General features: G+C 72.0%; 19 protein-coding genes and 2 pseudogenes. 10 read left to right on the forward strand and 11 right to left on the reverse strand.

Going from position 1 to position 23,095, the window contains the following annotated elements; all coding sequences use genetic code 11:
• Window positions 1-251: 251 nt before the first annotated feature.
• The 4 genes and pseudogenes from EDD93_RS31420 to EDD93_RS40860 all read left to right on the forward strand — a co-directional run.
• Window positions 252-608: a BlaI/MecI/CopY family transcriptional regulator gene (locus EDD93_RS31420; protein ID WP_260256041.1), complete on the forward strand. Its 357-nt coding sequence runs from the start codon at window positions 252-254 to the stop codon at window positions 606-608.
• Window positions 605-1,543: a M56 family metallopeptidase gene (locus tag EDD93_RS31425; RefSeq protein WP_123528927.1), complete on the forward strand. Its 939-nt coding sequence runs from the start codon at window positions 605-607 to the stop codon at window positions 1,541-1,543. Before EDD93_RS31420 ends, EDD93_RS31425 begins: the two co-directional genes overlap by 4 nt.
• Window positions 1,544-1,814: 271 nt before the next feature.
• Window positions 1,815-2,871, forward strand: a pseudogene (locus EDD93_RS40855) (ATP-binding cassette domain-containing protein); the annotation flags it as partial.
• Between the two features lie 162 nt (window positions 2,872-3,033).
• Window positions 3,034-3,471 (forward strand): annotated as a pseudogene (locus EDD93_RS40860) (ATP-binding cassette domain-containing protein); the annotation flags it as partial.
• A 54-nt stretch (window positions 3,472-3,525) separates the two neighbouring features.
• Here EDD93_RS40860 and EDD93_RS31435 read toward each other — a convergent pair.
• The 5 genes from EDD93_RS31435 to EDD93_RS31455 all read right to left on the reverse strand — a co-directional run bounded on the left by EDD93_RS31435 (window position 3,526) and on the right by EDD93_RS31455 (window position 6,775).
• Window positions 3,526-4,032, reverse strand: coding sequence for an NUDIX domain-containing protein (locus tag EDD93_RS31435; protein ID WP_123528928.1), 507 nt, complete (start codon window positions 4,030-4,032; stop codon window positions 3,526-3,528).
• Window positions 4,033-4,087: 55 nt separating this feature from the next.
• On the reverse strand, window positions 4,088-4,498 hold the full coding sequence (locus EDD93_RS31440) for a PTS-dependent dihydroxyacetone kinase phosphotransferase subunit DhaM (protein WP_123528930.1): 411 nt from the start codon (window positions 4,496-4,498) through the stop codon (window positions 4,088-4,090).
• Window positions 4,495-5,109 carry a dihydroxyacetone kinase subunit DhaL gene (dhaL, locus tag EDD93_RS31445; RefSeq protein WP_123528932.1) on the reverse strand — a complete coding sequence of 205 codons (615 nt, stop codon included), beginning with the start codon at window positions 5,107-5,109 and terminating at the stop codon, window positions 4,495-4,497. Before dhaL ends, EDD93_RS31440 begins: the two co-directional genes overlap by 4 nt.
• A 59-nt stretch (window positions 5,110-5,168) precedes the next feature.
• The gene (gene dhaK / locus EDD93_RS31450) at window positions 5,169-6,155 is read right to left on the reverse strand and encodes a dihydroxyacetone kinase subunit DhaK (protein ID WP_185092579.1); all 987 of its coding nucleotides are present in this window, start codon (window positions 6,153-6,155) and stop codon (window positions 5,169-5,171) included.
• A gap of 224 nt (window positions 6,156-6,379) precedes the next feature.
• Window positions 6,380-6,775: a molybdopterin-binding protein gene (locus tag EDD93_RS31455; RefSeq protein ID WP_123528936.1), complete on the reverse strand. Its 396-nt coding sequence runs from the start codon at window positions 6,773-6,775 to the stop codon at window positions 6,380-6,382.
• A 229-nt stretch (window positions 6,776-7,004) separates the two neighbouring features.
• Between EDD93_RS31455 and EDD93_RS31460 the strand changes: the two genes are divergently transcribed.
• Window positions 7,005-8,486, forward strand: coding sequence for an MFS transporter (locus EDD93_RS31460; RefSeq protein WP_123528937.1), 1,482 nt, complete (start codon window positions 7,005-7,007; stop codon window positions 8,484-8,486).
• 78 nt (window positions 8,487-8,564) lie between these two features.
• A complete protein-coding gene (locus EDD93_RS31465) occupies window positions 8,565-9,596 on the forward strand; it encodes a glutathione S-transferase family protein (protein WP_123528939.1) in 1,032 nt (343 codons plus the stop codon).
• A gap of 14 nt (window positions 9,597-9,610) precedes the next feature.
• Here EDD93_RS31465 and EDD93_RS31470 read toward each other — a convergent pair whose 3' ends face one another.
• Window positions 9,611-10,111 carry a tetratricopeptide repeat protein gene (locus EDD93_RS31470; RefSeq protein ID WP_123528941.1) on the reverse strand — a complete coding sequence of 167 codons (501 nt, stop codon included), beginning with the start codon at window positions 10,109-10,111 and terminating at the stop codon, window positions 9,611-9,613.
• A 181-nt stretch (window positions 10,112-10,292) separates the two neighbouring features.
• Between EDD93_RS31470 and EDD93_RS31475 the strand changes: the two genes are divergently transcribed.
• The 4 genes from EDD93_RS31475 (at window position 10,293) to EDD93_RS31490 (ending at window position 16,442) form a co-directional block, all read left to right on the forward strand.
• Window positions 10,293-12,515, forward strand: coding sequence for an NADP-dependent isocitrate dehydrogenase (locus EDD93_RS31475; protein WP_123528944.1), 2,223 nt, complete (start codon window positions 10,293-10,295; stop codon window positions 12,513-12,515).
• 324 nt (window positions 12,516-12,839) lie between these two features.
• Window positions 12,840-14,570 carry a cytochrome c oxidase subunit I gene (gene ctaD / locus EDD93_RS31480; protein ID WP_123528946.1) on the forward strand — a complete coding sequence of 577 codons (1,731 nt, stop codon included), beginning with the start codon at window positions 12,840-12,842 and terminating at the stop codon, window positions 14,568-14,570.
• Window positions 14,571-14,605: 35 nt separating this feature from the next.
• Entirely contained in the window at window positions 14,606-14,950 is a 345-nt protein-coding gene (locus EDD93_RS31485) for a hypothetical protein (RefSeq protein ID WP_123529488.1), read from the forward strand.
• 130 nt (window positions 14,951-15,080) lie between these two features.
• On the forward strand, window positions 15,081-16,442 hold the full coding sequence (locus EDD93_RS31490) for an NAD(P)/FAD-dependent oxidoreductase (protein WP_123528948.1): 1,362 nt from the start codon (window positions 15,081-15,083) through the stop codon (window positions 16,440-16,442).
• 74 nt (window positions 16,443-16,516) lie between these two features.
• On the opposite strand, the gene EDD93_RS31495 is transcribed toward EDD93_RS31490, so the two are convergent.
• The 5 genes from EDD93_RS31495 to meaB form a co-directional block, all read right to left on the reverse strand.
• Window positions 16,517-17,515, reverse strand: coding sequence for an aldo/keto reductase family protein (locus EDD93_RS31495; RefSeq protein WP_123528950.1), 999 nt, complete (start codon window positions 17,513-17,515; stop codon window positions 16,517-16,519).
• A 141-nt stretch (window positions 17,516-17,656) separates the two neighbouring features.
• Window positions 17,657-18,799, reverse strand: coding sequence for a transcription termination factor Rho (gene rho, locus EDD93_RS31500; protein ID WP_123528952.1), 1,143 nt, complete (start codon window positions 18,797-18,799; stop codon window positions 17,657-17,659).
• 309 nt (window positions 18,800-19,108) lie between these two features.
• Window positions 19,109-20,938 carry a DUF2201 family putative metallopeptidase gene (locus EDD93_RS31505; RefSeq protein ID WP_123528954.1) on the reverse strand — a complete coding sequence of 610 codons (1,830 nt, stop codon included), beginning with the start codon at window positions 20,936-20,938 and terminating at the stop codon, window positions 19,109-19,111.
• Complete coding sequence (locus tag EDD93_RS31510; protein ID WP_123528956.1) at window positions 20,935-21,996, reverse strand: ATP-binding protein; 1,062 nt, start codon at window positions 21,994-21,996, stop codon at window positions 20,935-20,937. Before EDD93_RS31510 ends, EDD93_RS31505 begins: the two co-directional genes overlap by 4 nt.
• Before the next feature lie 109 nt (window positions 21,997-22,105).
• On the reverse strand, window positions 22,106-23,089 hold the full coding sequence (gene meaB, locus EDD93_RS31515) for a methylmalonyl Co-A mutase-associated GTPase MeaB (protein WP_123528958.1): 984 nt from the start codon (window positions 23,087-23,089) through the stop codon (window positions 22,106-22,108).
• Between the last annotated feature and the right edge of the window lie 6 nt (window positions 23,090-23,095).

Below are 23,095 nucleotides of genomic sequence, written 5' to 3' on the forward strand. Positions count from 1 at the left end.
ACGGACACGGTGGAGGGTCTCCCATAATGGTGAGCGGGTGCCCCGGTGGAACACCCGGACTGACTACAGTGACGTAGACGGTCTACATCACTGTAGACGCCCGAAGGGGGAGGAGAGTTCCCATGCCACAGGTGAACGGCATATCCGGCGGAGAATCCGCCTCCCGGCCGCACGAAGGACCGGACGCGGGGAGGACGCCCCCCGCCGGGCAGCAGCCCGCCCCGCAGACACCTGCGGCCGGTGGGGCCCCGGTGGAGCGGCGCCCGTCCGGCGAACTGGAATCCGCGATCCTGGCGGCCCTCTGGGCGGCCGGCACCCCGCTCACCGCAGGCCAGGTGCAGGGCGCGATCGGGGCGGAACTCGCACGGACCACCGTCACCACCATCCTGTCCCGCCTGCACGAGAAGGGCACGGTCGCCCGCACCAGGTCGGGACGCGGATTCGCCTACACCCCCACCGAGGACGCGGCCGGGCTGACCGCCCGCCGGATGCACAGCGAACTGCGCAAGGACGAGGACCGAGGCACCGTGCTGGCACGGTTCGTCTCGCAGCTCAGCGACGAGGACGAGCGGCTGCTGCGCGAACTGCTCGACGGGGACGCCGGATGATCTACGCCGTGTGGATCCCGCTGCTGGTGCCGTTCCTCGTCGTTCCGGCGGCCCGCCGGCTCGCGGACGCACTCTCGCCGCAGCGCGCGGTTCGGCTGCTCGCCGCCACGGGCGCGGGCCTTGCCGTCTTCACCCTGTCCGCGCTGGCGCTGCTGGTGGTGCCCGGTGCAGGACGGCTGTCCGCCGTCGCCGCCGCCGGCGAGTTCGTGCGCCCGCTCGCCGCCATCGAGCCGGCACTCGCCCTCCCGCTCTCGGCCGTCGCACTCGCGCTGCTCCTGGGCTGCGCCGCTGCCATGACCCGGGCCGCGCGCAGCCACTGGGCCCAGCTCCACCGGACCGCCCGCCCCGAGCACGGCGACGACAGCGAACTCGCCGTGCTCCGGGACGCCCGGCCCGACGCCTACGCACTGCCCGGACGGCCCGGCAGCCCCGGCCGGATCGTCGTCACCACCGGCATGCTGCACGCTCTGGAACCCGCCGAACGCGACGCGCTCCTGGCCCACGAGCGCGCCCACCTCACCGGGCGCCACCACCTGTACCTCGTCGCCGCCGAGCTGTCCGCCCGCTGCCACCCGGCCCTGCGTGCCCTGCGCGCGCCCATGGGCTACGCGCTGGAGCGCTGCGCGGACGAGGCCGCCGCCCAGGCCGTCGGGGACCGCGGAGTCGCCGCCCGTGCGATCGGGCGCGCCGCCCTGGCCGCACGGACGGCCAAAGGGCCCGCCGCGGCCCGCCCCGCACCGGCGCTCGCCGCGGCGGCAGGGCCCGTCCCGCGCCGGGTCGCCGCGCTGCTGGGCCGGACCGCCGCCCGCCCGCGCATCGGCCGAGCCGCCGCCGCGACCCTGATCGCCTGCCTGGCCGTCTCGGGAGCGGCCGCCCTCGACGCGACGCACGACCTGCACAGCAGCATCGAGGTCGCCCAGGGCGAGACTCCGTAGTACCGCCCGGGGACGGGACCCGCGACAGGGCCTGAGCGGCGCCTGACCCTGCGAAAAGTGACCTGACAGCCCCCGCCCCACACCTACACGCACACCCATGGGCTCGTACTACTTCTTCCGCTGATCCCGGGCAGGGACGCCACCGCGCGACGCCGAGCGTGTCGCCCCGCACGGCATCCCCTCCGCCCGTTCGGCATCCCCGCCCGCCGTGCCCGTTTCACGGGCCGCCGAGGCATGTCATCCGAGGGAAAGCGACCCATGTCCCCCAAGCGCGGCGCTCCTGCGGCTGCTGGCCGGGGCCGAGACACCGGACAGCGGCGAGATCACCGTCCGCTTCCCGGGCGGCGCCGGCTACCTGTCCCAGACACTCGCCCTGGACCCCGCCCGCACCGTGCAATGCGCCGTCGACACGGCACTGTCCGCCGCTCCGCGAGCTGGAGCGGCGGAGCCGTACCGCCGAGGCCGTACTCGCCGAGCCCGGCCCCGCGGCCGACGCCCGGCTCGCCGCGTACGGAGACCTGCTGACCGAGTACGAGGAACGCGGCGGCTACCTGGCCGACGCCCGGGTCGACGCGGCGCTGCACGGGCTCGGGCACCTCACCAGGGACCGCCCGCTCGGCACGCTCTCCGGCGGAGAGCAGTCCAGGCCGGCGCTCGCCTGCGTGCTGGCGTCCGGTCCCGAACTGCTGCTGCTCGACGAGCCGACCAACCACCTCGACCTGCGGGCCACCACCTGGCTCGAGGAGCATCTGCGCGCCCACCGCGGCACCGCCGTCGTGATCACCCACGACCGGGCATTCCTGGAACGCACCACCACCGTCATCGCCGAGGTGGACCGTGATCTGCGCAGCGTCGTCACCTACGGGGACGGCTGGGACGGCTACCGCACGGCGCGGGCGGCCGCCCGGCGCCGCTGGGCGCAGGACCATCAGGAGTGGCTGGACGAACTGGCCCGCACCGAGGAGCTCGTGAACTCCACCGGGCGCCGGGTCGCCGGCGCCGGGAAGGACCCGGGCGAGGGCTTCGGCAAGCACCGCCGTTCGCACGAGGCCAAGCTGTCCGGGCAGGTCAGAGCCGCCAGGACCCGGCTGGACGCGCTGCGCAGGGAACCGGTTGCTGCCCCGCCCCGGCCGCTGCGCTTCACTGCCCGGCTGGACCTCGCCGCCGAGGGCCGGCTGCCGCGGGGCCCACTGGTGGAGCTCGACTCCGTCACGGTCGGCGACCGGCTGCGCGTGCCCGGACTGCGGGTGGCGGCCGGACAACGGCTGCTGGTCACCGGGCCCAACGGTGCGGGCAAGTCGACCCTGCTGAGGCTGCTGGCGGGAGATCTGGGGCCTCTCGTTTGGATCATGCCGGGCTCGCGGTGTCCGGCACGCGCATCTGCGGCGTTGTCGTCGGTCGCCAATGCTCCGCATTCACTCCCTCCTCCGCCTTGCAGCCGCACGCACCGGACACCACTCCCTGATCCGGCCTGATCCAAACGAAAGACCCTGGCCCCCGACACCGGCACCGTGCGCCGCCGGGCCCGGATCGGGTACCTCCCGCAGGACCTCCCCGCCCGCCCCACCCGCCGCACGCTGCTGGCCACCTTCGCGGCCGGACGACCCGGCCACGCCGACGAGTACACCGGCCTGCTTCTCGCCCTCGGGCTGTTCTGTCCCGATGACCTGAGCGTTCCGGTCGCCGACCTCTCCGCCGGCCGGCAGCGCAGGCCGGCGCCGGCCCGGCTGGTCACCCGGCCGGCCGATCTGCTGGTGCTCGACGAGCCGACGAACCACCTCGCCCTCGCCCTGGTGGAGGAGCTGGAGACGGCGCCGGCGCAGTACCCGGGAGCCGTCGTGGTCGTCTCGCACGACCGCAGCTTCCGCGGCCGCTTCAGCGGCGACCGGTTCGAACTCCGCGAGGGCGCACCGGCGGGCAGCCCCTGACCCGTGGCGGCCGGACGACGGCGCACCCGGTCCCGATCACCGAGGCCCGAAGGCTCAGGACACGTCGGGCACGGACGGCCCCCGCTCCTTTGCCAGCGCATCGCGCAGCCGGTCCAGGAAGACCCGCTGCCCCTTGACGAGGCGCTCGGTGGCGACCTCCGCGGTGCACCAGGCGAACCGGTCGATCTCCGGGAACTCCCGCCGCACACCGGAGCCCCTCGGCCACTCCATCGTGAACGTTCCCGGCACGGCCGCCGCCGGATCGGGGTCGGCCTCCAGCGCCCACACCGTCACGGTCTTGCCGCCCGCCTGGCGGGATTCGCCCAGCGCCAGCCACGCACCGTCCGGGGCCGGGTGGCCGAACTCCTCCCCGAACTCCCGCCGCGCGGCGGCCGCCGCCTCCTCGCCGGGGCCGTACTCACCCTTCGGCACCGACCACGCCGCGCTCTCCCGGCCCGCCCAGAACGGCCCGCCCATATGGCCGATGAGGACTTCCAGACCGGATTCACCGGTGGTACGGAACAGGAGGAGCCCGGCGCTGCGCCGCTCGTTGGGTGACATGCGGTCAAGTGTGAGCGGGCGGCGCGGGGGCGGGCCGGCGACACGACGGCCCGGCCTACACCTTGCGGTAGTTGTACGCCTCCGACGCGGCGGCCGCCACGGCGTCCAGATCGCCGCCCGAGGACGCGGTGACCACGGCGGCCACCGCGCCCTCCACCAGCGGCGCATCCACCAGCCTTGCGCCGTCCGGGAGTTCGTCGCCCTCGGCCAGCATCGCCTTGACCGTGAGCACCGCGCTGCCCAGGTCGACCAGGACGGCGACACCCGCGCCTGAGTCCACCGATCTGGCCGCCTGCGCGATGAGCTCCGGGCTCGTCCCGAGGCCGCCCGCAGGCGTCCCGCCGGCGGCGGCCACCGGCGCGGTCGCGCCACCGGCCGCGAGCCCCCTGGCCAGCGCGGCCACCGCCTCGGCCACCGGTCCGCTGTGCGAGACGAGCACGATCCCGACCTGCTTGTCCGCGCTCATGCGGCGCCCCCGTCCGCACCGTCGGCCTCGGCCAGCGCGGCGATCAGCAGCGCGGCGGACGTGGCCCCCGGATCCTGATGGCCGATGCTCCGCTCGCCCAGATAGCTCGCCCGGCCCTTGCGCGCCTGCAGGGGCACCGTGGCCAGCGCGCCCGTGCGTGCCGCGTCCAGTGCCGCTTCGAACGACGTCCCGAGCGCCTCGGCCGCCGGCAGCAGGGCGTCGAGCATCGTCTTGTCCCCGGCCGCGGCCCCGCCCAGCTTGGCGACCGCGGCCACGCCCGCCGAGAGCGCCCGCGCCAGCTCGTCGCGCGTCACGGCGGAGGCCTCACCGAGCTCCTTGCCCGTACGCCGCAGCAGCGTCCCGTACAGCGGGCCGGACGCGCCTCCGACGGTCGAGATCAACTGCCGCCCGGCGAGCATCAGTACGGCCCCCGGCGTCTGCGGCGGATCCTTCTCCAGGGCCGCCGTCACCGCGGCGAAACCGCGCTGGAGGTTGCTGCCGTGGTCGGCGTCCCCGATCGCCGAGTCGAGGTCGGTCAGATACGCGGCCTCGCGGTCCACGGCGGCGGCGGTCGCGGTCATCCAGCGGCGGAAGAAGTCGGTGTCGAGCACATGATCTCCTTGGGTCCATCGAGTGGGGCGGCGTGCGCCGCACGGCGCAGCGGGAGGGTTCAACGGCCCCAGCGCAGTGCGGGAGTCTCCACCGGCGCGTCCCAGAGCCGCACCAACTCCTCGTCCACCTCGCAGAGCGTCACCGAACAGCCCGCCATGTCCAGCGAGGTCACGTAGTTCCCCACGAGCGTACGAGCCACGACCACGCCCCGTTCGGACAGCACCCGCTGGACCTCGGCATTGAACCCGTACAGCTCCAGCAGCGGTGTCGCCCCCATCCCGTTGACCAGCGCGATCACCGGCCCGTTCGGCCGCAGATCCTCCAGCACCGCGTCCACCGCGAAGTCCGCGATCTCCCGGGACGTCATCATCGGACGCCGCTCGCGCCCGGGTTCACCGTGGATGCCCACCCCGAGTTCGAGTTCGCCCTCGGGCAGGTCGAAGGTGGGCGAGCCCTTGGCGGGTGTGGTCACCGAGGTCAGAGCCACCCCGAAACTGCGCGACGACTCGTTCACCTGGCGCGCGAGCGCCGCCACCCGGTCCAGCGGGGCGCCCTCCTCGGCCGCCGCGCCGGCGATCTTCTCGACGAACAGGGTCGCCCCCGTGCCCCGTCGCCCCGCCGTGAAGAGACTGTCGGTGACCGCGACGTCGTCGTTGACGAGGACCTGGGCGACCCGCACACCCTCCTCGTCGGCGAGCTCGGCGGCCATCTCGAAGTTGAGGACGTCACCGGTGTAGTTCTTGACGACGAAGAGCACGCCCGCACCGCTGTCGACGGCGAGGGCCGCCCGCAGCATCTGGTCCGGGACCGGGGATGTGAACACCTCGCCGGCGCAGGCGGCCGACAGCATCCCGGGGCCGACGAACCCGGCGTGCAACGGCTCGTGCCCGGACCCGCCGCCGGAGACGAGGGCGGCCTTTCCGGCCACGGGCGCGTCGCGCCGTACGACGACACGGTTCTCGACGTCCACGGTCAGATCCGGATGGGCGGCCGCTATTCCGCGCAGTGCGTCCGCTACCACGGTTTCGGGGACGTTGATCAGCATTTTCAACGGTGACCTCCCAGTAGAGCCAGGTGGCGCCCCGAGCGGGTTCTCGCAGCTCAGGGGCCGCTTGCTGAGTCGTTGATCCCGGTGGTGCACGGTCCTGGACGGCCGGGCGCGGCGGGACGGGTGGCGACTCGCTGCCGAGTCTACTGACGGCCTGTCCCCGCCGGGGTGCTCCTGCGACCACCCCGGTCACGAGGTGCGGGGCCGGCGCCCGCGCCGGGTCAGGTGCGGTCGATGTGCACGCTGGTCGACTTCACCCGCGCGGTGGCCTGCATGCCCACCTCGAGCCCGAGCTCCTCGACCGCCTCACGGGTCAGCAGTGAGACGAGCCGGTGCGGACCGGCCTGGATCTCCACCTGCGCCGCCACGTCGCCGAGCTTGACGGCGGTGACGATGCCGGGAAACGCGTTGCGGGCCGAGGTGTAGGACGCGTCGTCCTCGCCCGCGCCGCCCTGGGCGACCTCGACGGAGAACGCGGCCAGGTCCCGGCCGTCGATGAGGCGGCGCCCGCCCTCCTCGCGGTGGGTCGCCACGCGGCCGGCGTCCGCCCAGCGCCGCGCGGTGTCCGGGCTGACGCCCAGCAGGCGGGCGGCCTGCCCGATCGTGTAGGACTGCATATGCCGCACCTTAGGGGAGTGTCGCTTGCAAGTGCAAGCTTTTTCTGAGTATTCCGTAGCAGAAGCGAAGGGGGTGTGCGCGCTCCCGTAGCTGCTTGCGCACGGCGGCCGGCCGCCCCGTTCCGTCTCCCGTCCGCATACCGGTGACCGCGCCAATCTAGCGCGCGGCGCACGGCCGGGTGGCCCTGCCGGGATGAGGAATCGGGGCGTGCGGCCTAGGGTGCGAGCCATGGCAGAGAGTGCGGCGAACCGGGGGTCCGCGGAGTCCGCCGCCGGGCCGGACGCCCCCGACCCCCGGCGGTGGCGGGCGCTCGCGGTGTGCCTGGTCGCGGGCTTCATGACCCTGTTGGACGTGTCGATCGTCAACGTAGCGCTGCCGTCCATCCGGGAGGGTCTGCGCACCCCGGAGTCCGACCTGCAGTGGGTGCTGTCCGGTTACGCCCTCGCCTTCGGGCTGTTCCTGATCCCCGCCGGACGGCTGGGCGACGCCCGCGGACGCCGCCAGGTCTTCATGGCCGGACTGGCCCTGTTCACCCTGTCGTCCGCGGCCTGCGGAGCAGCCCAGTCCAGCCTCTGGCTGGTGGTCGCCCGGCTGGTCCAGGGACTGGCGGGCGGGCTCGTGTCCCCCCAGATCTCCGCGCTCATCCAGCAGATGTTCTCGGGACGGGAGAGGGGCCGGGCCTTCGGGATGTTCGGCACCGTGGTCGGCATCTCCACGGCCGTCGGCCCGCTGCTGGGCGGACTCCTGATCCAGGCGGCCGGCGCCGAGGAGGGCTGGCGCTGGGTGTTCTACGTGAACCTGCCGCTCGGAGCCGTCTGCCTGCTGCTGGCCCACCGGCTGCTGCCGGACACCCCGTCCGCCGGCCCTGTGCGGCTGCGGGACCTGGACCCCGTCGGAGTGCTGCTGCTGGGCGCGGGAGTGCTGGCGCTGCTGCTGCCGTTCGTCCAGGCGCGGCAGTGGCCGGGCGACGGGAAATGGCTCCTCCTGCCGGTGGCCGCCGTGCTGCTCGGCGCCTTCGTCGGCTGGGAGTCCCGGTGCGCCAGGCGCGGCACGCAGCCGGTGGTGAACCTCGCCCTCTTCCGCGTCCGCTCGTACTGGCTGGGCTGTCTGCTGATCCTGCTGTACTTCGCGGGGTTCACCTCGATCTTCTTCATCACCACGCTCTACCTCCAGAGCGGACTGCACTACACCGCCCTGATGGCAGGCCTCGCGATCACCCCCTTCGCCCTCGGGTCCGCCGTCGCCGCGAGCCCCGGAGGCAGGCTGGTCGGCCGGTACGGGCGCCCCCTCGTCGTCATCGGCATGGCGACCGTGGCCGTCGGACTCGGAGGCACCGCGCTCGCCGTCCACCTGGTGCCGGGCCGGGGCGCGGGCTGGGCGATGGCCGCCCCGCTGCTGCTGGCCGGCCTGGGCAGCGGCCTCGTCATCGCGCCCAACCAGACCCTGACCCTGTCCCAGGTGCCGGTGGCCACCGCGGGGAGCGCCGGCGGCACCCTCCAGACCGGCCAGCGCGTCGGTTCGGCGATCGGGATCGCCGCCGTCGGCTCGGTCTTCTTCGCCCAGATGGGCTCCGCCGGCTGGTCCAGCGCGTACGACCGGGGGCTGGTCGTCTCCGTGGCCTTCGTGGTGGCCGGGCTGATCGTGGCCCTGGCCGACGTGGGCGGCACATGGCGGGGGAGAGGCCGTACCCGGCAGTCCACCGCCCGATGAGGCGCCAGTCGCTACGATCGCAACCGTGACCCCGGCCCGATCCGCCAGGCCTCAGGCCCTGCCCCAGGGAGAGACGCCATGAATGATCCCGCCAGCACCGAACCGGACGGCAACACGGAGTACGGGCACAAGCCCTTCAAGCGCTCCACCAGCCACTTCGCCGACCGGATCACCGCCGACGGCCGGGACGGCTGGCCCGTCGAGGCGGGCCGCTACCGGCTGGTCGTCAGCCGCGCCTGCCCCTGGGCGAGCCGCGCCCTGGTCTCCCGCCGCCTGCTCGGGCTGGAGGGCGCACTCTCGCTCGCCGTCACCGATCCGATCCAGGACGACCGGAGCTGGCGCTTCACGCTGGACGAGGGAGACCGGGACCCCGTGCTCGGCATCAAGTACCTCAGCGAGGCGTACGACGCGCGGGAGAGCGGATACCCCGGCGGCGTCAGCGTCCCCGCCGTCGTCGACATCCCCAGCGGCGAACTCGTCACCAACGACTACCAGCGCATCACCCTGGACTTCGCCACCGAATGGACCGCGCTGCACCGCCCCGGGGCGCCCGACCTCTATCCCGAGCCGCTGCGCGAGGAGATCGACGAGGTCATGGAGGGCGTCTACCGCGATGTGAACAACGGTGTGTACCGGGCCGGTTTCGCGGCCGGACAGAGCGAGTACGAGGCCGCGTACGCGGATGTGTTCCGCCGCCTGGACCTGGTGTCGCAGCGCCTGGCGGACCGGCGCTACCTCGTCGGCGACACGATTACCGAGGCGGACATCCGGCTCTTCACCACGCTCGTGCGCTTCGACGCCGTCTACCACGGGCACTTCAAGTGCAACCGCTCGAAACTGACCGAGGACCCGGTGCTGTGGGCGTATGCCAGGGACCTGTACCAGACACCCGGCTTCGGCGACACGGTCGACTTCCACCACATCAAGCAGCACTACTACCGGGTCCACACCGGCATCAACCCCACGGGCATCGTGCCCGTGGGACCCCGCCTGTCGGGCTGGCTCACCCCGCACGACCGCGAGGAGCTGGGCGGCCGCCCCTTCGGTGACGGCACCCCGCCGGGGCCGGTGCCGGCCGGCGAGGAGATCCCGGAGCAGGGGCGGCCCTGAGCGGCGCCGCCCCGTTACTCCGTCTCGTCCAGGCGGTCGGCGTAGTACTCGATCGCGGGGCGGTAGGAGCGCACCCGGCCGTCCGCGCTGGTGGCCGCCGTGACCCTGAGCAGCGTCCGCACGGCCTCGCGGGAGTCACCGAGGTTGTACAGCGTCATCGCCAGGAAGGTCAGCAGCGAGGCGTCGTCCGCGAACTCCGCCAGCGCGCGGTGGAACACCTCGCGCGCGGCCTCGTAGCGGCCGAGCACCCGCAGCGTGCTGCCGAGGCCGAGGAAGGCTCCGTGACGGTCCTCGGCCGGCAGCCCCGGACCCTTCAGCGCCCGCTCGTAGAACGGCACGGCCGCTGCCTCCAGGCCGAGCGAGTCGTGCGACCAGGCGGCCTGATAGGCGATTGCGGCGTCCTCAGGAAACCGCTCGGCCAGCGCCACCAGGCGCTCGTGCGCCTGCGGGCTCTTCTGCTCGCGCAGCCGTACCGCCAGCGTCAGCGGCTCGTCTTGTTCGATTTCCGGACTCATGCTTCGGCACGCTGCCAGGGCCGCGGGGATACGGCAAACCAATTGCGCGGCACGGCCGCGAACGCCTCCGCGCGGCGGCAGGGCGGGTTCCGGCCCGTGGGGGCAGGGCCCTGTCGAGGCAGCGTCGATCACGAGATATCTTGATGTCAAGCAATGTTGCAGACGTGGAGCGGAGCACAGGGTGACTGACTCGACCATCATCTATACACACACCGACGAGGCCCCGGCCCTGGCGACGTATTCGTTCCTGCCGGTGATCGAGGCCTACGCCTCCAAGGCCGGGGTCACCGTGGAGAGCCGTGACATCTCCCTGGCGGGCCGGATCATCGCCAGCTTCCCCGACCGCCTCCAGGAGAACCAGCGCATCGAGGACGCCCTCGCGGAGCTCGGCGCGCTGGCCACCACCCCCGGCGCCAACATCATCAAGCTGCCGAACGTCTCGGCCTCGATCCCGCAGCTGAAGGCCGCGATCGCGGAGCTCCAGGAGCAGGGTTACGCGCTTCCGGACTACCCGGACGACCCGAAGTCCGACGAGGAGAAGGACGCCCGCGCGCGCTACGACAAGATCAAGGGCAGCGCGGTCAACCCCGTCCTGCGCGAGGGCAACTCCGACCGCCGCGCCCCCGCGTCGGTCAAGAACTACGCCAAGGCGCACCCGCACCGCATGGGCGCCTGGACGGCCGACTCGAAGACGAACGTCGCGACCATGGGCGTCGACGACTTCCGCTCCACCGAGAAGTCCGTGGTGATCGAAGAGGCCGGCAACCTGCGCATCGAGCTGGTGGGCGACGACGGCACCACCACCGTGCTGCGCGAGTCCGTCCCCGTGCTCGCCGGTGAGGTCGTGGACGCCGCCGTCATGCGCGTCGCCGCGCTGCGCGAGTTCTTCACCGCGCAGGTCGCCCGCGCCAAGGAGGAGGGCATCCTCTTCTCGGTGCACCTCAAGGCCACCATGATGAAGGTCTCCGACCCGATCATCTTCGGCCACGTGGTCCGTGCCTTCTTCCCGAACACCTTCGCCAAGTACGGCGAGGCGCTCGCCGCCGCGGGCCTGACCCCGAACGACGGCCTCGGCGGCATCCTCAAGGGCCTGGACTCGTTGCCGGACGTCGGCGCCGAGATCAAGGCGTCCTTCGAGGCCGAGCTCGCCGAGGGCCCCGCCCTGGCGATGGTCGACTCCGACAAGGGCATCACCAACCTGCACGTCCCCAGCGACGTCATCGTGGACGCCTCGATGCCGGCCATGATCCGCACCTCCGGCCACATGTGGGGTCCGGACGGCGGCGAGGCCGACACCCTCGCGGTGCTGCCCGACAGCAGCTACGCGGGCGTCTACCAGGTCGTCATTGACGACTGCCGTGCCAACGGCGCCTACGACCCGGCCACCATGGGCTCGGTCTCCAACGTCGGTCTGATGGCGCAGAAGGCCGAGGAGTACGGCAGCCACGACAAGACCTTCGAGGTCCCCACCACCGGCACGGTGCGGGTCCTGGACGACAAGGGCGACGCCGTCCTGGAGCAGGCCGTCGGCGCCGGCGACATCTTCCGCGTGTGCCAGGCCAAGGACCTGCCGATCCAGGACTGGGTCAAGCTCGCCGTCACCCGCGCCCGCGCGACCGGCAACCCGGCCGTGTTCTGGCTCGACGAGGACCGGGCGCACGACGCCAAGCTCATCGAGAAGGTCAGGACGTACCTGGCCGACCACGACACCGACGGTCTGCAGATCGAGATCATGTCGCCGGTGAAGGCCACGGCGTTCTCCCTGGAGCGCATCCGCCGCGGCGAGGACACCATCTCGGTCACCGGCAACGTGCTGCGTGACTACCTCACCGACCTGTTCCCTATCCTCGAGCTGGGCACCAGCGCGAAGATGCTCTCCGTCGTCCCGCTGATGAACGGCGGCGGTCTCTTCGAGACGGGCGCCGGCGGCTCCGCGCCCAAGCACGTGCAGCAGCTCGTCAAGGAGAACTACCTGCGCTGGGACAGCCTGGGTGAGTTCCTCGCCCTCGCCGTCAGCTTCGAGCACCTCGCGCAGACCACGGACAACGCCGGTGCCCAGGTCCTCGCGGACACGCTGGACCGCGCGACGGCCACGTTCCTGAACGAGGACAAGTCGCCCAGCCGCAGGCTCGGCGGCATCGACAACCGCGGCAGCCACTTCTACCTGGCCCTGTACTGGGCCCAGGAGCTGGCCCGGCAGACCGCCGACGCCAAGCTGGCGGAGGCCTTCGCGCCGCTCGCCAAGACCCTTTCCGAGCAGGAGGGGACCATCGTCGACGAACTGGTCGCGGTCCAGGGCAAGCCGGTGGACATCGGCGGCTACTACCAGCCCGACCCGGCCAAGGCCGCAGCCGTCATGCGGCCGTCGGCGACGTTCAACCAGGCGATCGCGAGCCTCGTCTGACCGGATGCCGTGGACGGGGGAGGGGACCCGGTCCCTTCCCCCACCCGCACCGCTCGTGACCGTTCCGCCCCGGCCGACACACCGTCGAGCCGGGGCGGCGCCGTTTCCGGCGGCCTGTGCTGGGAGCCGCCGTCGGGGGACGCCCTGACGGGTGAATGTCGCGCCACGGCGGGCGCAGGGCCACCCCGTGCGGCCACCCGGCTGGTTTGCTGCAACCGGAAACTCGCGCGACGTGCGGGCAGGGCCGTTCGGCCGACCCCGGTGGAGGCGGCGCCACGCCGGGTGCGCGGTCCACCGGCGGCAGACAATCGAAGGAGCGTCCCAGTGACGACGACGGGCACAACAGGGGCGGCGAGGGACGACGAGTCCTACGCCAACGAGCTTCCGGTACAAAGCAGGGAACCGGGAAACGTCGTCATCAAGTGGATGACCACCACGGACCACAAGACGATCGGCTCGCTCTACCTGGTCACCTCGTTCGCGTTCTTCCTCATCGGCGGCCTGCTCGCGCTCTTCATGCGCGCCGAGCTGGCCCGTCCGGGCACGCAGATCATGTCGAACGAGCAGTTCAACCAGGCGTTCACGATGCACGGCACGATCATGCTGCTGATGTTCGCGACGCCGCTGTTCGCCGGATTCACCAACTGGATCATGCCGCTGCAGATCGGCGCGCCCGACGTGGCGTTCCCCCGGCTGAACATGTTCGCCTACTGGCTCTACCTCTTCGGCTCCGTCATCGCCGTGGCCGGCTTCCTCACTCCTGACGGAGCGGCCGACTTCGGCTGGTTCGCCTACTCCCCGCTGACCGACGCGGTCCACTCACCGGGCATCGGCCCGGACATGTGGATCATGGGTCTGGCCTTCTCCGGATTCGGCACGATCCTCGGCTCGGTCAACTTCATCACCACGATCATCTGCATGCGCGCACCCGGCATGACGATGTTCCGCATGCCGATCTTCGTCTGGAACGTCCTGCTGACCGGTGTCCTGGTCCTGCTGGCCTTCCCGGTCCTCGCCGCGGCGCTCCTGGCACTGGAGGCGGACCGGAAGTTCGGCGCGCACGTCTTCGACGCGGCCAACGGCGGCGCGCTGCTCTGGCAGCACCTCTTCTGGTTCTTCGGACACCCGGAGGTCTACATCATCGCGCTCCCGTTCTTCGGGATCGTCACCGAGATCATTCCCGTCTTCAGCCGGAAACCGATCTTCGGCTACATCGGCCTGGTCGGCGCGACGATCGCCATCGCGGGTCTGTCCGTGACCGTGTGGGCCCACCACATGTACGTCACCGGCGGGGTGCTGCTGCCGTTCTTCTCGTTCATGACGTTCCTCATCGCGGTCCCGACCGGGGTGAAGTTCTTCAACTGGATCGGCACGATGTGGAAGGGCTCGCTGTCCTTCGAGACACCGATGCTCTGGTCCATCGGCTTCCTCGTCACCTTCCTCTTCGGCGGCCTGACCGGGGTGATCCTCGCCTCGCCGCCGATGGACTTCCACGTCTCGGACTCGTACTTCGTCGTCGCGCACTTCCACTACGTCGTCTTCGGCACCGTCGTCTTCGCGATGTTCGCCGGATTCCACTTCTGGTGGCCCAAGTTCACCGGCAAGATCCTGGACGAGCGACTCGGCAAGATCACCTTCTGGACGCTGTTCGTGGGCTTCCACGGCACGTTCCTGGTACAGCACTGGCTGGGCGCCGAGGGCATGCCGCGCCGCTACGCGGACTACCTTGCGGCGGACGGCTTCACCGCCCTGAACACGATCTCGACGATCTCCTCGTTCCTGCTCGGCCTGTCCATGCTGCCGTTCCTGTACAACGTGTGGAAGACGGCCAAGTACGGCAGGAACGTCGGGGTCGACGACCCGTGGGGCTACGGGCGCTCGCTGGAGTGGGCGACCTCCTGCCCGCCGCCCCGGCACAACTTCGTCACGCTGCCCCGGATCCGTTCCGAATCCCCGGCGTTCGACCTGCACCACCCCTCCGTGCGTGAGCTCGATGACGCGTCCAACCGCCTCGACCGCTCGGTGACGGTGGCTCCGGGGGACAAGCAGGCGTGAGCGGGCGGGCCGGCGGAGAGGAGGACCGGGTGGGCATCGACCCCGACAAGGACAGCGCCCGCGGGCTGGCCCAGATGGAGGGCTACCTGCTGTGGAACGCCGAGATCGAGCAGGCGCGCCGGCACGCCCGCCGCTTCACCGACGAACTGCCCTGGCTCACCACCGCCCAGCGCGAGGACGTGGAACGGGTCTACGCGGCCGACCGGGCCGAGGCCTCGCGGGTGATGCTGGCCCGCGTCTGCGCCCGCGCCACCGAGCTGCGCGGCGAGTACAGCCGGCGCTACCGCACGCTGAGGGCGCGCTGCGTCGCGGCCACCGCAGTGGTCTGCCTGGGGGCGGCCGGCGGTGCCTGCACGGTGGTGACGTACCTGGTCAGGTGAGTACCGGTCGTCCGTTTCGCCGTCCCAGCAGGCGAAGTCTCAGCCGGCTCGTGAAAATGAGAGGTGACGTGCGCGTGCGACGGGGCAGGCGAACGGACGACCGTGCAGACCCCGAGAAGGGACGAACACTGTGGCACGACCCAGGATTCTCGTTGTAGGAGCCGGTTTTGCCGGGGTCGAGTGCGTGCGCCGTCTGGAACGCCGGCTCCGTCCCGGCGAGGCGGACATCGCACTCGTGGCGCCGTTCTCGTACCAGCTCTACCTGCCCCTGCTGCCTCAGGTGGCCTCGGGCGTCCTCACCCCGCAGTCGGTCGCGGTGTCACTGCGCCGCAGCAGCCGGCACCGCACTCGGATCATTCCCGGCGGGGCCATCGGAGTGGACCCGCTCGCGAAGGTCTGCGTGATCCGCAAGATCACCGACGAGGTCGTCAACGAGCGCTACGACTACATCGTGCTCAGTCCGGGCAGCGTCACCCGGACCTTCGACATCCCCGGGCTGCTCGACAACGCCCGGGGCATGAAGACCCTGGCGGAGGCCGCCTTCGTACGGGACCACGTCATCGCGCAGCTCGACCTCGCCGACGCCAGCCACGACGAGGAGGAGCGGGCCTCCCGGCTCCAGTTCGTGGTGGTCGGCGGCGGATACGCGGGCACCGAGACCGCGGCCTGCCTGCAGCGGCTGACCACCAACGCCGTCCGGCACTATCCCCGGCTCGACCCGAAGCTGATCAAGTGGCATCTGATCGACATCGCTCCCAAACTCATGCCCGAACTGGGCGACAAGCTCGGTGAGAGCGCGCTGAAGGTGCTGCGCGAGCGGGGGATCGAGGTGTCCCTCGGGGTGTCGATCGCCGAGGCCGGCCCCGACAAGGTGACCTTCACCGACGGCCGGGTACTGCCCTGCCGCACCCTGATCTGGACGGCGGGCGTCACCGCCAGCCCGCTGGTCGCCACCTTCGACGCGGAGACGGTACGCGGCCGGCTCGCTGTCACCCCCGACCTGAGCCTGCCCGGCCACGACGGCATCTTCGCCCTCGGCGACGCGGCGGCCGTGCCCGACCTGGCCAAGGGCGACGGCGCGGTCTGCCCGCCCACCGCGCAGCACGCGATGCGCCAGGGCCGCAAGATCGCCGACAACCTCCTGGCCACGCTCCGCAACCAGCCGCTGCAGCCGTACGTCCACAAGGACCTCGGGCTCGTCGTGGACCTCGGCGGCAAGGACGCCGTCTCCAAGCCGCTCGGCATCGAGATGCACGGCATCGGCGCCCAGGCCGTGGCCCGCGGCTACCACTGGTCGGCGCTGCGGACCAACGTGGCCAAGGCGAGGATCATGACCAACTGGCTGATCAACGCCGCAGCGGGCGACGACTTCGTCCGCACCGGATTCCAGTCCCGCAAGCCCGCGACCCTGCGGGACTTCGAGTACACCGACAGCTACCTCACCCCGGAACAGGTCCGCGAGCACACCGCCGCGCTGCACACCGGGATGTGAGCCGCGCGTCCGGACGTGACCCGGGAGGACGGCGGGGCCCGGCCGGAATCCGGCCGGGCCCCGCCGCGTTCGGGTCAGCTGTGGCCCTTGTGGCCGACGGTGAGTCCGGGATCGCGCCGCGCCACCGGGTCCAGCGCCTGGTCCATGGCCTTCAGCAGGTCCGCGTCCAGCCGCACTCCGGCGGCCACGGCGTTCTCCGCCACCTGCTCGGGGCGGGAGGCGCCGATGATCGCGGCGGAGACGTTGGAGTTCTGCAGCACCCAGGCGACCGCGAGCTGCGCCATGGTCAGACCGGCCTGTTCGGCCAGCGGACGCAGCAGCTGTACCCGCTCCAGCACCTCGTCGCGCAGCCAGTCGGCGACCATGTCGGCCCCGCCCTTGTCGTCCGTCGCGCGCGAGCCGGCCGGGGCCGGCGCACCCGGCCGGTACTTGCCGGTGAGCGCGCCCTGCGCGATCGGCGACCAGACGATCTGGCCGATGCCGAGCTCCTCGGACGCGGGCACCACCTCGTCCTCGATGACCCGCCACAGGGCCGAGTACTGCGGCTGGTTGGAGATGAACGGCACCCGCAGCTCGCGGGCCAGCGCGTGCCCGGCCCGCAGCTGCTCGGCCGTCCACTCCGAGACACCGATGTAGTGCGCCTTGCCGGAGCGGACGACGTCGGCGAACGCCTCCATCGTCTCCTCCAGCGGTGTGGTGTGGTCGTAGCGGTGCGCCTGGTAGAGGTCGACGTGGTCGGTCTGCAGCCTGCGCAGCGAGTTGTCGATCGACTCCATGATGTGCTTGCGGCCGAGCCCGCGGTCGTTGAGCCCGGGGCCGGTCGGGAAGTACACCTTGGTGAAGATCTCCACCCCTTCGCGGCGTTCGTCCTTGAGTGCCCGTCCCAGGACGGCCTCGGCCCGCGTCTGCGCGTAGACGTCCGCGGTGTCGAAGGTGGTGATGCCGGCGTCCAGGGCGGCACGGATACAGGCGAGCGCCGCGTCCTCCTCCACCTGGGAGCCGTGGGTGAGCCAGTTCCCGTACGCGATCTCGCTGATCGTCAGACCGCTGCGGCCGAGTCGGCGGAATTCCATGTGGCTGCTCTCCCTCTGCTGGTAAGTGCCGCTACATGCTAGGTGGTGTCCGCGAAGTCTCGCCTGCCCCGCGCCGCCTGGCAGGCATTCCAGGCGGGCGAGGTGACTTTGCGGACACGCCCCAGGACGCATGACCGTCGTTCAGGCGGCAGGCACCGTGTTGCGGATCAGTTCGAGGAAGGCGGCGTTGTCGGGGGTGCGCCGGAGCCGGTCCAGCAGCGTTTCGAGCGAGGTCTGCGCGTCCCTGGAGTGCAGGGCGCGCCGCAGGCCGCGTACGGCGGTCAGTTCCCCGGCCGGCACGAGGAGTTCGTCGCGGCGGGTCCCGGAGGCCGCGATGTTCACGGCCGGGTGGACGCGCTTCTCGGCGAGGGTGCGGTCCAGGCGCAGCTCCATGTTGCCGGTCCCCTTCAGCTCCTCGAAGAAGTACTCGTCGGCGCGGGAGCCGGTGTCCACCAGGGCCGTGGCCAGGATGGTGAGGGAGCCGCCCTCCTCGGTGAGCCGTGCGGCACCGAAGAGGCGCTTGGGCCCGAGCAGTGCCGCCGCGTCGACACCGCCGCTGAGGGTGCGGCCGCCGGCCGAGGCCGCGTTGTTGTGGGCCCGGCACAGCCGGGTGAGGGAGTCCAGCAGGATGACGACGTCCCGGCCCTGCTCGACCAGCCGCTTGGCGCGTTCGAGCGCGAGCTCCGCCAGCGCGATGTGCTCCTTGGCGGGCCGGTCGAAGGTCGAGGCGTAGACCTCGCCCCGCACCGAGCGCCGCATGTCGGTGACCTCCTCGGGCCGCTCGTCGAGCAGCACCACCATGAGGTGGCACTCGGGGTGGTTCTCGGCGACCGAGGCCGCGATCTGCTGGAGCAGGACCGTCTTGCCGGTCCTGGGCGGGGCCACGATGAGCCCGCGCTGGCCCTTGCCGATCGGGGCGACGAGGTCGACGACGCGCGTCGACGGGCTGCCCGAGGGGGTTTCCAGGCGCAGCCGCCGCCGGGGGTGGAGCGGGGTGAGGTCGCGGAAGTGCGGCCGGCCCCGAAGGGCCTGCGGGGGGAGGCCGTTGACGCGGACGACGGCGCTCAGGGCGCGGGGCCGGTCGCAGGTCCCCTCGACGGCGTCGCCCTTGCGCAGGCCGTGCCGTCGGATGACCGTGGCCGGCACCTGGACGTCGCGGGCGGTGGCGTGCCCGTCGGCGGGCCGCAGGGTGCCGTGCCCCTGGTGGGTGATGTCGAGGATGCCTGCCGCGGTGGTGCGGGCGGCGGGCTCGGTGGATACGGGGTTCTCGAGTGTGGTGGTCATGCGGGGTGGTCCTTTCGCGGACATGCGAATGAAGGGGCCCGGCAGAAACGGGGGCGGAGATCTCACGCCCCGGACGACGGGCAGGAAAGGCCGGCGGGAGAGCCCGTACCGGACTGAGGAATGAACGTGATGACGCCGGATTGCCGGTCCTGAGGACGGGCGCGTCGGCGTGATGAGAAATGAACCGGTACCGGCGCCTGAATCTCAAGGCGTACACATGTACCGATGGCAATGTAGCACGGCCCGCGCACACAGGTCACGGTCCGGCGCCGGCAGCCCGGGTCCGCAGGCGCCGCAGGGGTCGCGGGCTCAGCTCAGCCGGAACACCGGGCCGCGCGGGGTGAACGGCAGCGACGCGCCCTGCGGGATCAGGAAGGCGTGCTCCCGCCGGATCCGCAGGGTGTCGCACCGGCCGTCGGTGATGACGAGCAGCGGGGCCGTCGGCGGAAAGTCGTCCGCCCTGTGCAACAGGTCGACTGCCGGCTGGAGTTCGGTTCCGCCTCGGCCGCGTACCCGTACTCTGCCGGCGATCTCGGCCGGTGGCAGGTAGCCCGCGTCGTACGCTGCCGCGTCGCAGAAGACCACCCGCGCCGCCGGGACGTCGCGCGCATCGGCGTAGGAGGCGATGGCGCCGAGAGCCTTGCCGAGCAGGCCGCTGTCCATCGAGCCGGAGGTGTCCAGGACCACGCCGAAGGTGCACCGGGCCGTCTCCTCGGGCGGGAAGTACCGGCCCGCCCTCGGGATGCCGGGGGTCGATGCCTGGCGCCGCGCCGGGCGGGCATAGGACCGTACGGGCTCCGGCCGGGCAACGTACTCGTCGAACCAGCGGGCCAGCCGCGCGTCCCACGGCACGGGCGGGTGGGCCAGTGCCCGGATCTCCTCGATCAGACCGGCCGGCAGCAGACCGCGTTCGCCGTACTGGTGGAGGTCGAAGCCCTGGAGCAGCCCGCGCCGGTAGAAGTCGTCCAGATCGGTGTACGGGCGCGCCCCGGAGTGCGGCAGGGGCTCGCCGAGGATGTCACCTGCCCCCTTGCCCCGCAGCGTCGCGAGCCTGCGGCGCCGGCGCAGGTCGCCCGCGATGCGGTCGTACACCTCCTCGGCGGACAGGTCCCGCAGGTCCGGGTCGTACAGGAGGCCCTCGGGCATGTCGCCGACGCGCATCCGCACGAGCCAGTCGTTGACGACGTAATCGGCGGCGACGTTGAACAGGAACGGGTCGCGGCCACCGCGGCGTTCGCCGTGGCGGAGCGCGGCGTGCAGCATCTCGTGGGCGAGGACGAAGCGCCATTCCTCGTCGGTGAACGTGCGCAGCGGGTTGATGTAGATCTCGCCCGCGACAGAGCTCACCGCGGCGATGTCGATGCTCTGAGAGCGGGCGAGTTCGGCGTCGGCCACGACCGTGAGCCCCGCGGCGAGGCCGCCCAGCAGCGGGTACGAGGAGACGAACCAGTTCAGGGCCCGGTCCCAGGGGCGCTGGGGCACGCGCGCCCCGGTCGTGCGGTCGACGCGGCCGCCCGCCACGTCCATCGCGGCGGAGACGCTGCGGGTCAGGGCATGGGCGAAGGCGGTCTCCCAGTCCGGAACGGCGGAGTTCTGCCAGCTGTTCCAGGTGGTGAGGATCTGGTCCGCACGGTCACCCGCGGTGCCGCAGTGCTCATGGGCTGCGGGGATGCCGTCGCGGCGCCAGCGGGCTGCCAGCTGCTCCTCGTCGCCGCCCGGAGCGTCCGCCGGCAGGTCGTCGGGGGGCCTGCCGGTCGGATGGGTGAGCAGGAAGCGGTTGACGACCGCGCACCGTGCCGCGAGGTCGAACCGGTCGGGCTGCTCCCGCAGGTCGTCGGCGGAGGCCGGCACATGGCCGAAGCCCAGATGCAGCAGACAGTGCGCGAGGGCCCAGGCCCATTCGGCCGGATCCGCCCGTCGGGCGGGGTGGACGTGGATGGTGCCGTTGGAGGTGACGGTGGCCAGCCCGGCCCTCGGGGCGAGGCCACAGCCGTCCCGTCTGCACACGGAGGCGTCCAGGGCGGCGTAGGCGGGGTTGCGTTTGACCAGCGCGAGCCCGGCGGCGAACGCGGCGGTGGCCGGGTCGGACTGCCCGCCCTTGCCGGCCTTGCCGCCCGCAGACCGCGCCCCGGACCTCATCGCCGGGCCTCGACCAGCCTGGGCATGTCGCGCGCCGCCTCGACGAGGAACCAGGCGGGCAGCACCGGCAGCCCGTCGGCGTCGTCCGCGATGACGGTCTGCGCGACCTCGACCGAGATCTCCGCAAGCCGCACCAGCAGCGACTTGGCCCGGTACGACGTCTGCCGCATCGACGCGGAGACGTGCTCCTTCCGGCGCGGCAGCTCCTTGACGAGCCGGCCGCGGAACGCCTCCGCCAGGTAGTAGAGGAGGTCACGGTCCTCCAGCCGGGTGGGCCAGGAGGCATCGCCCCTCATGATCGCCTCGATCCCGAAGGTGTGGCGCACGATCTTCGCGTACCCGCAGAAGGAGACGGCGTGCGCCGGTGTCAGCGTGCCGTGCACGATCACCTTCAGCGTCTCCTCGCCGATCTCCGGCCCGAAGGAGTGCAGGGCGTCGGAGAGCATGTGCCAGGAGCGCGGCGTGGAGAACGGCTCCTCGGTCTTGGGCGGCTGCGACCACAGGTGGTCGGGACGGTCGGTCAGGTAGTCGGTCACCCAGGGGTGGATGCCGTTCTCGCCCGCCCACACCAGCCAGTCCGCCGACGAGGCCCGCAGATGGACGTGGGTGAGGCGGTTGACCAGCGCGGAAGCGATGGGCCGGGCCAGGGCGTTGTCGGTGGCCCTGTTGCCGGCCCCGATGACGATCGATCCGGCGGGCAGCTCGTACGAGCCGATCCGGCGGTCCAGGATGAGGGAGTAGAAGGCCTTCTGGACATCGGGGGTGGCGGCGTTGAGCTCGTCGAGGAAGAGACAGTAGGGCTCGTCGCGGGCGATGGCCTCGGGCGGGCAGAACACGGAGCGGCCGTCCCGGATCTGCGGTACGCCGATCAGGTCCTCGGGCGCGAGCTGCGTGCCGAGCATGCTGACGCACTCCAGCCCGAGCGACTCGGCGAAGCTCCGCACGAGCGAGGACTTCCCGATGCCCGGCGCTCCCCAGAGGAACACCGGCCGTACGGTGGCGAGACCGAGCAGCAGCTCGGGTATCTGGGCGGGTGTGACGGTGACGGCGGCCTGCACGCGGGGGAGTTCCTCAGGAGTTCGGGAGTTCGGGCCCGCCCAGTATGGATAGGTCCGAACTCCCGCCGCAGCTCAATTTCCCTCCGGCCGCGCCTGACCGGACACTGCCTCAGGACCGGAACGCCGCCAGGATCTGCTCGGCGGCCAGCGTGGCCGGCAGGGTGCCCTCCCGGACCCGCAGTTCGAGCTCCGGTGCGAGCGCGCGCACTCCGGGGTGGCTGCGCAGGCTCTCCAGCAGCTCGTCGCGCACCATCGTCCAGGTCCAGTCGACCTGCTGCTCACGGCGCTTGGCCGTCAGCCGGCCGGTCGACGTGAGCAGCGTCCGGTGCTGTTCCAGCCGCTCCCACAGGGTGTCGAGGCCGCTGCCCTCGCGGGCGCTGCACGTCAGTACCGGCGGGGTCCAGGCCGCGTCCGCCGGGTGCATCAGCCGCAGCGCGCCCGCCAGTTCGCGGGCGGCGGAGCGGGCATCACGCTCGTGCGGACCGTCGGCCTTGTTCACCGCGATGGCGTCGGCCAGCTCCAGCACGCCCTTCTTGATGCCCTGCAGCTGGTCACCGGTGCGGGCCAGGGTCAGCAGCAGAAACGTGTCGACCATGTTGGAGACCGCCGTCTCCGACTGGCCGACCCCCACCGTCTCCACCAGCACCACGTCGTACCCCGCGGCCTCCATCACCACGATGGACTCGCGGGTCGCCTTCGCCACTCCGCCCAGCGTGCCGGCGGTGGGGGAGGGGCGCACGAACGCCGCCGGGTCCACCGCGAGCCGCTCCATCCGGGTCTTGTCACCCAGGATGGAGCCGCCCGTACGGCTGGACGACGGGTCGACGGCCAGCACCGCGACCCGGTGCCCGAGGCCGGTGAGCATCGTGCCGAGGGCGTCGATGAATGTGGACTTGCCGACTCCGGGCACACCGCTGATACCGATGCGGCGGGCGCTGCCGGAGTGCGGCAGGAGCTCGCGCAGCAACTGCTGGGCCAGCGCCCGGTGATCGGGCCGGGTGGACTCGACGAGTGTGATCGCGCGCGCGATGTGCGCCCGCTTCCCGTCGAGTACCCCCTTCGTGTAGCTGTCGAGATCGATCTTCGGGGCCATGGTTCA

Source organism: Streptomyces sp. 840.1 (assembly GCF_003751445.1).
Classification (GTDB): domain Bacteria; phylum Actinomycetota; class Actinomycetes; order Streptomycetales; family Streptomycetaceae; genus Streptomyces.

Bases quoted from the DNA above. Each gene is read 5' to 3' on its own strand.
- rho (WP_123528952.1), bottom strand. From the start codon at position 18,799: ATGACCACCACACTCGAGAACCCCGTATCCACCGAGCCCGCCGCCCGC.
- meaB (WP_123528958.1), bottom strand. From the start codon at position 23,089: ATGGCCCCGAAGATCGATCTCGACAGCTACACGAAGGGGGTACTCGAC.
- EDD93_RS31440 (WP_123528930.1), bottom strand. From the start codon at position 4,498: ATGAGCGCGGACAAGCAGGTCGGGATCGTGCTCGTCTCGCACAGCGGA.
- EDD93_RS31505 (WP_123528954.1), bottom strand. From the start codon at position 20,938: ATGAGGTCCGGGGCGCGGTCTGCGGGCGGCAAGGCCGGCAAGGGCGGG.
- EDD93_RS31495 (WP_123528950.1), bottom strand. From the start codon at position 17,515: ATGGAATTCCGCCGACTCGGCCGCAGCGGTCTGACGATCAGCGAGATC.
- EDD93_RS31435 (WP_123528928.1), bottom strand. From the start codon at position 4,032: ATGTCACCCAACGAGCGGCGCAGCGCCGGGCTCCTCCTGTTCCGTACC.
- EDD93_RS31460 (WP_123528937.1), top strand. From the start codon at position 7,005: ATGGCAGAGAGTGCGGCGAACCGGGGGTCCGCGGAGTCCGCCGCCGGG.
- EDD93_RS31455 (WP_123528936.1), bottom strand. From the start codon at position 6,775: ATGCAGTCCTACACGATCGGGCAGGCCGCCCGCCTGCTGGGCGTCAGC.
- EDD93_RS31470 (WP_123528941.1), bottom strand. From the start codon at position 10,111: ATGAGTCCGGAAATCGAACAAGACGAGCCGCTGACGCTGGCGGTACGG.
- dhaK (WP_185092579.1), bottom strand. From the start codon at position 6,155: ATGCTGATCAACGTCCCCGAAACCGTGGTAGCGGACGCACTGCGCGGA.
- EDD93_RS31465 (WP_123528939.1), top strand. From the start codon at position 8,565: ATGAATGATCCCGCCAGCACCGAACCGGACGGCAACACGGAGTACGGG.
- EDD93_RS31425 (WP_123528927.1), top strand. From the start codon at position 605: ATGATCTACGCCGTGTGGATCCCGCTGCTGGTGCCGTTCCTCGTCGTT.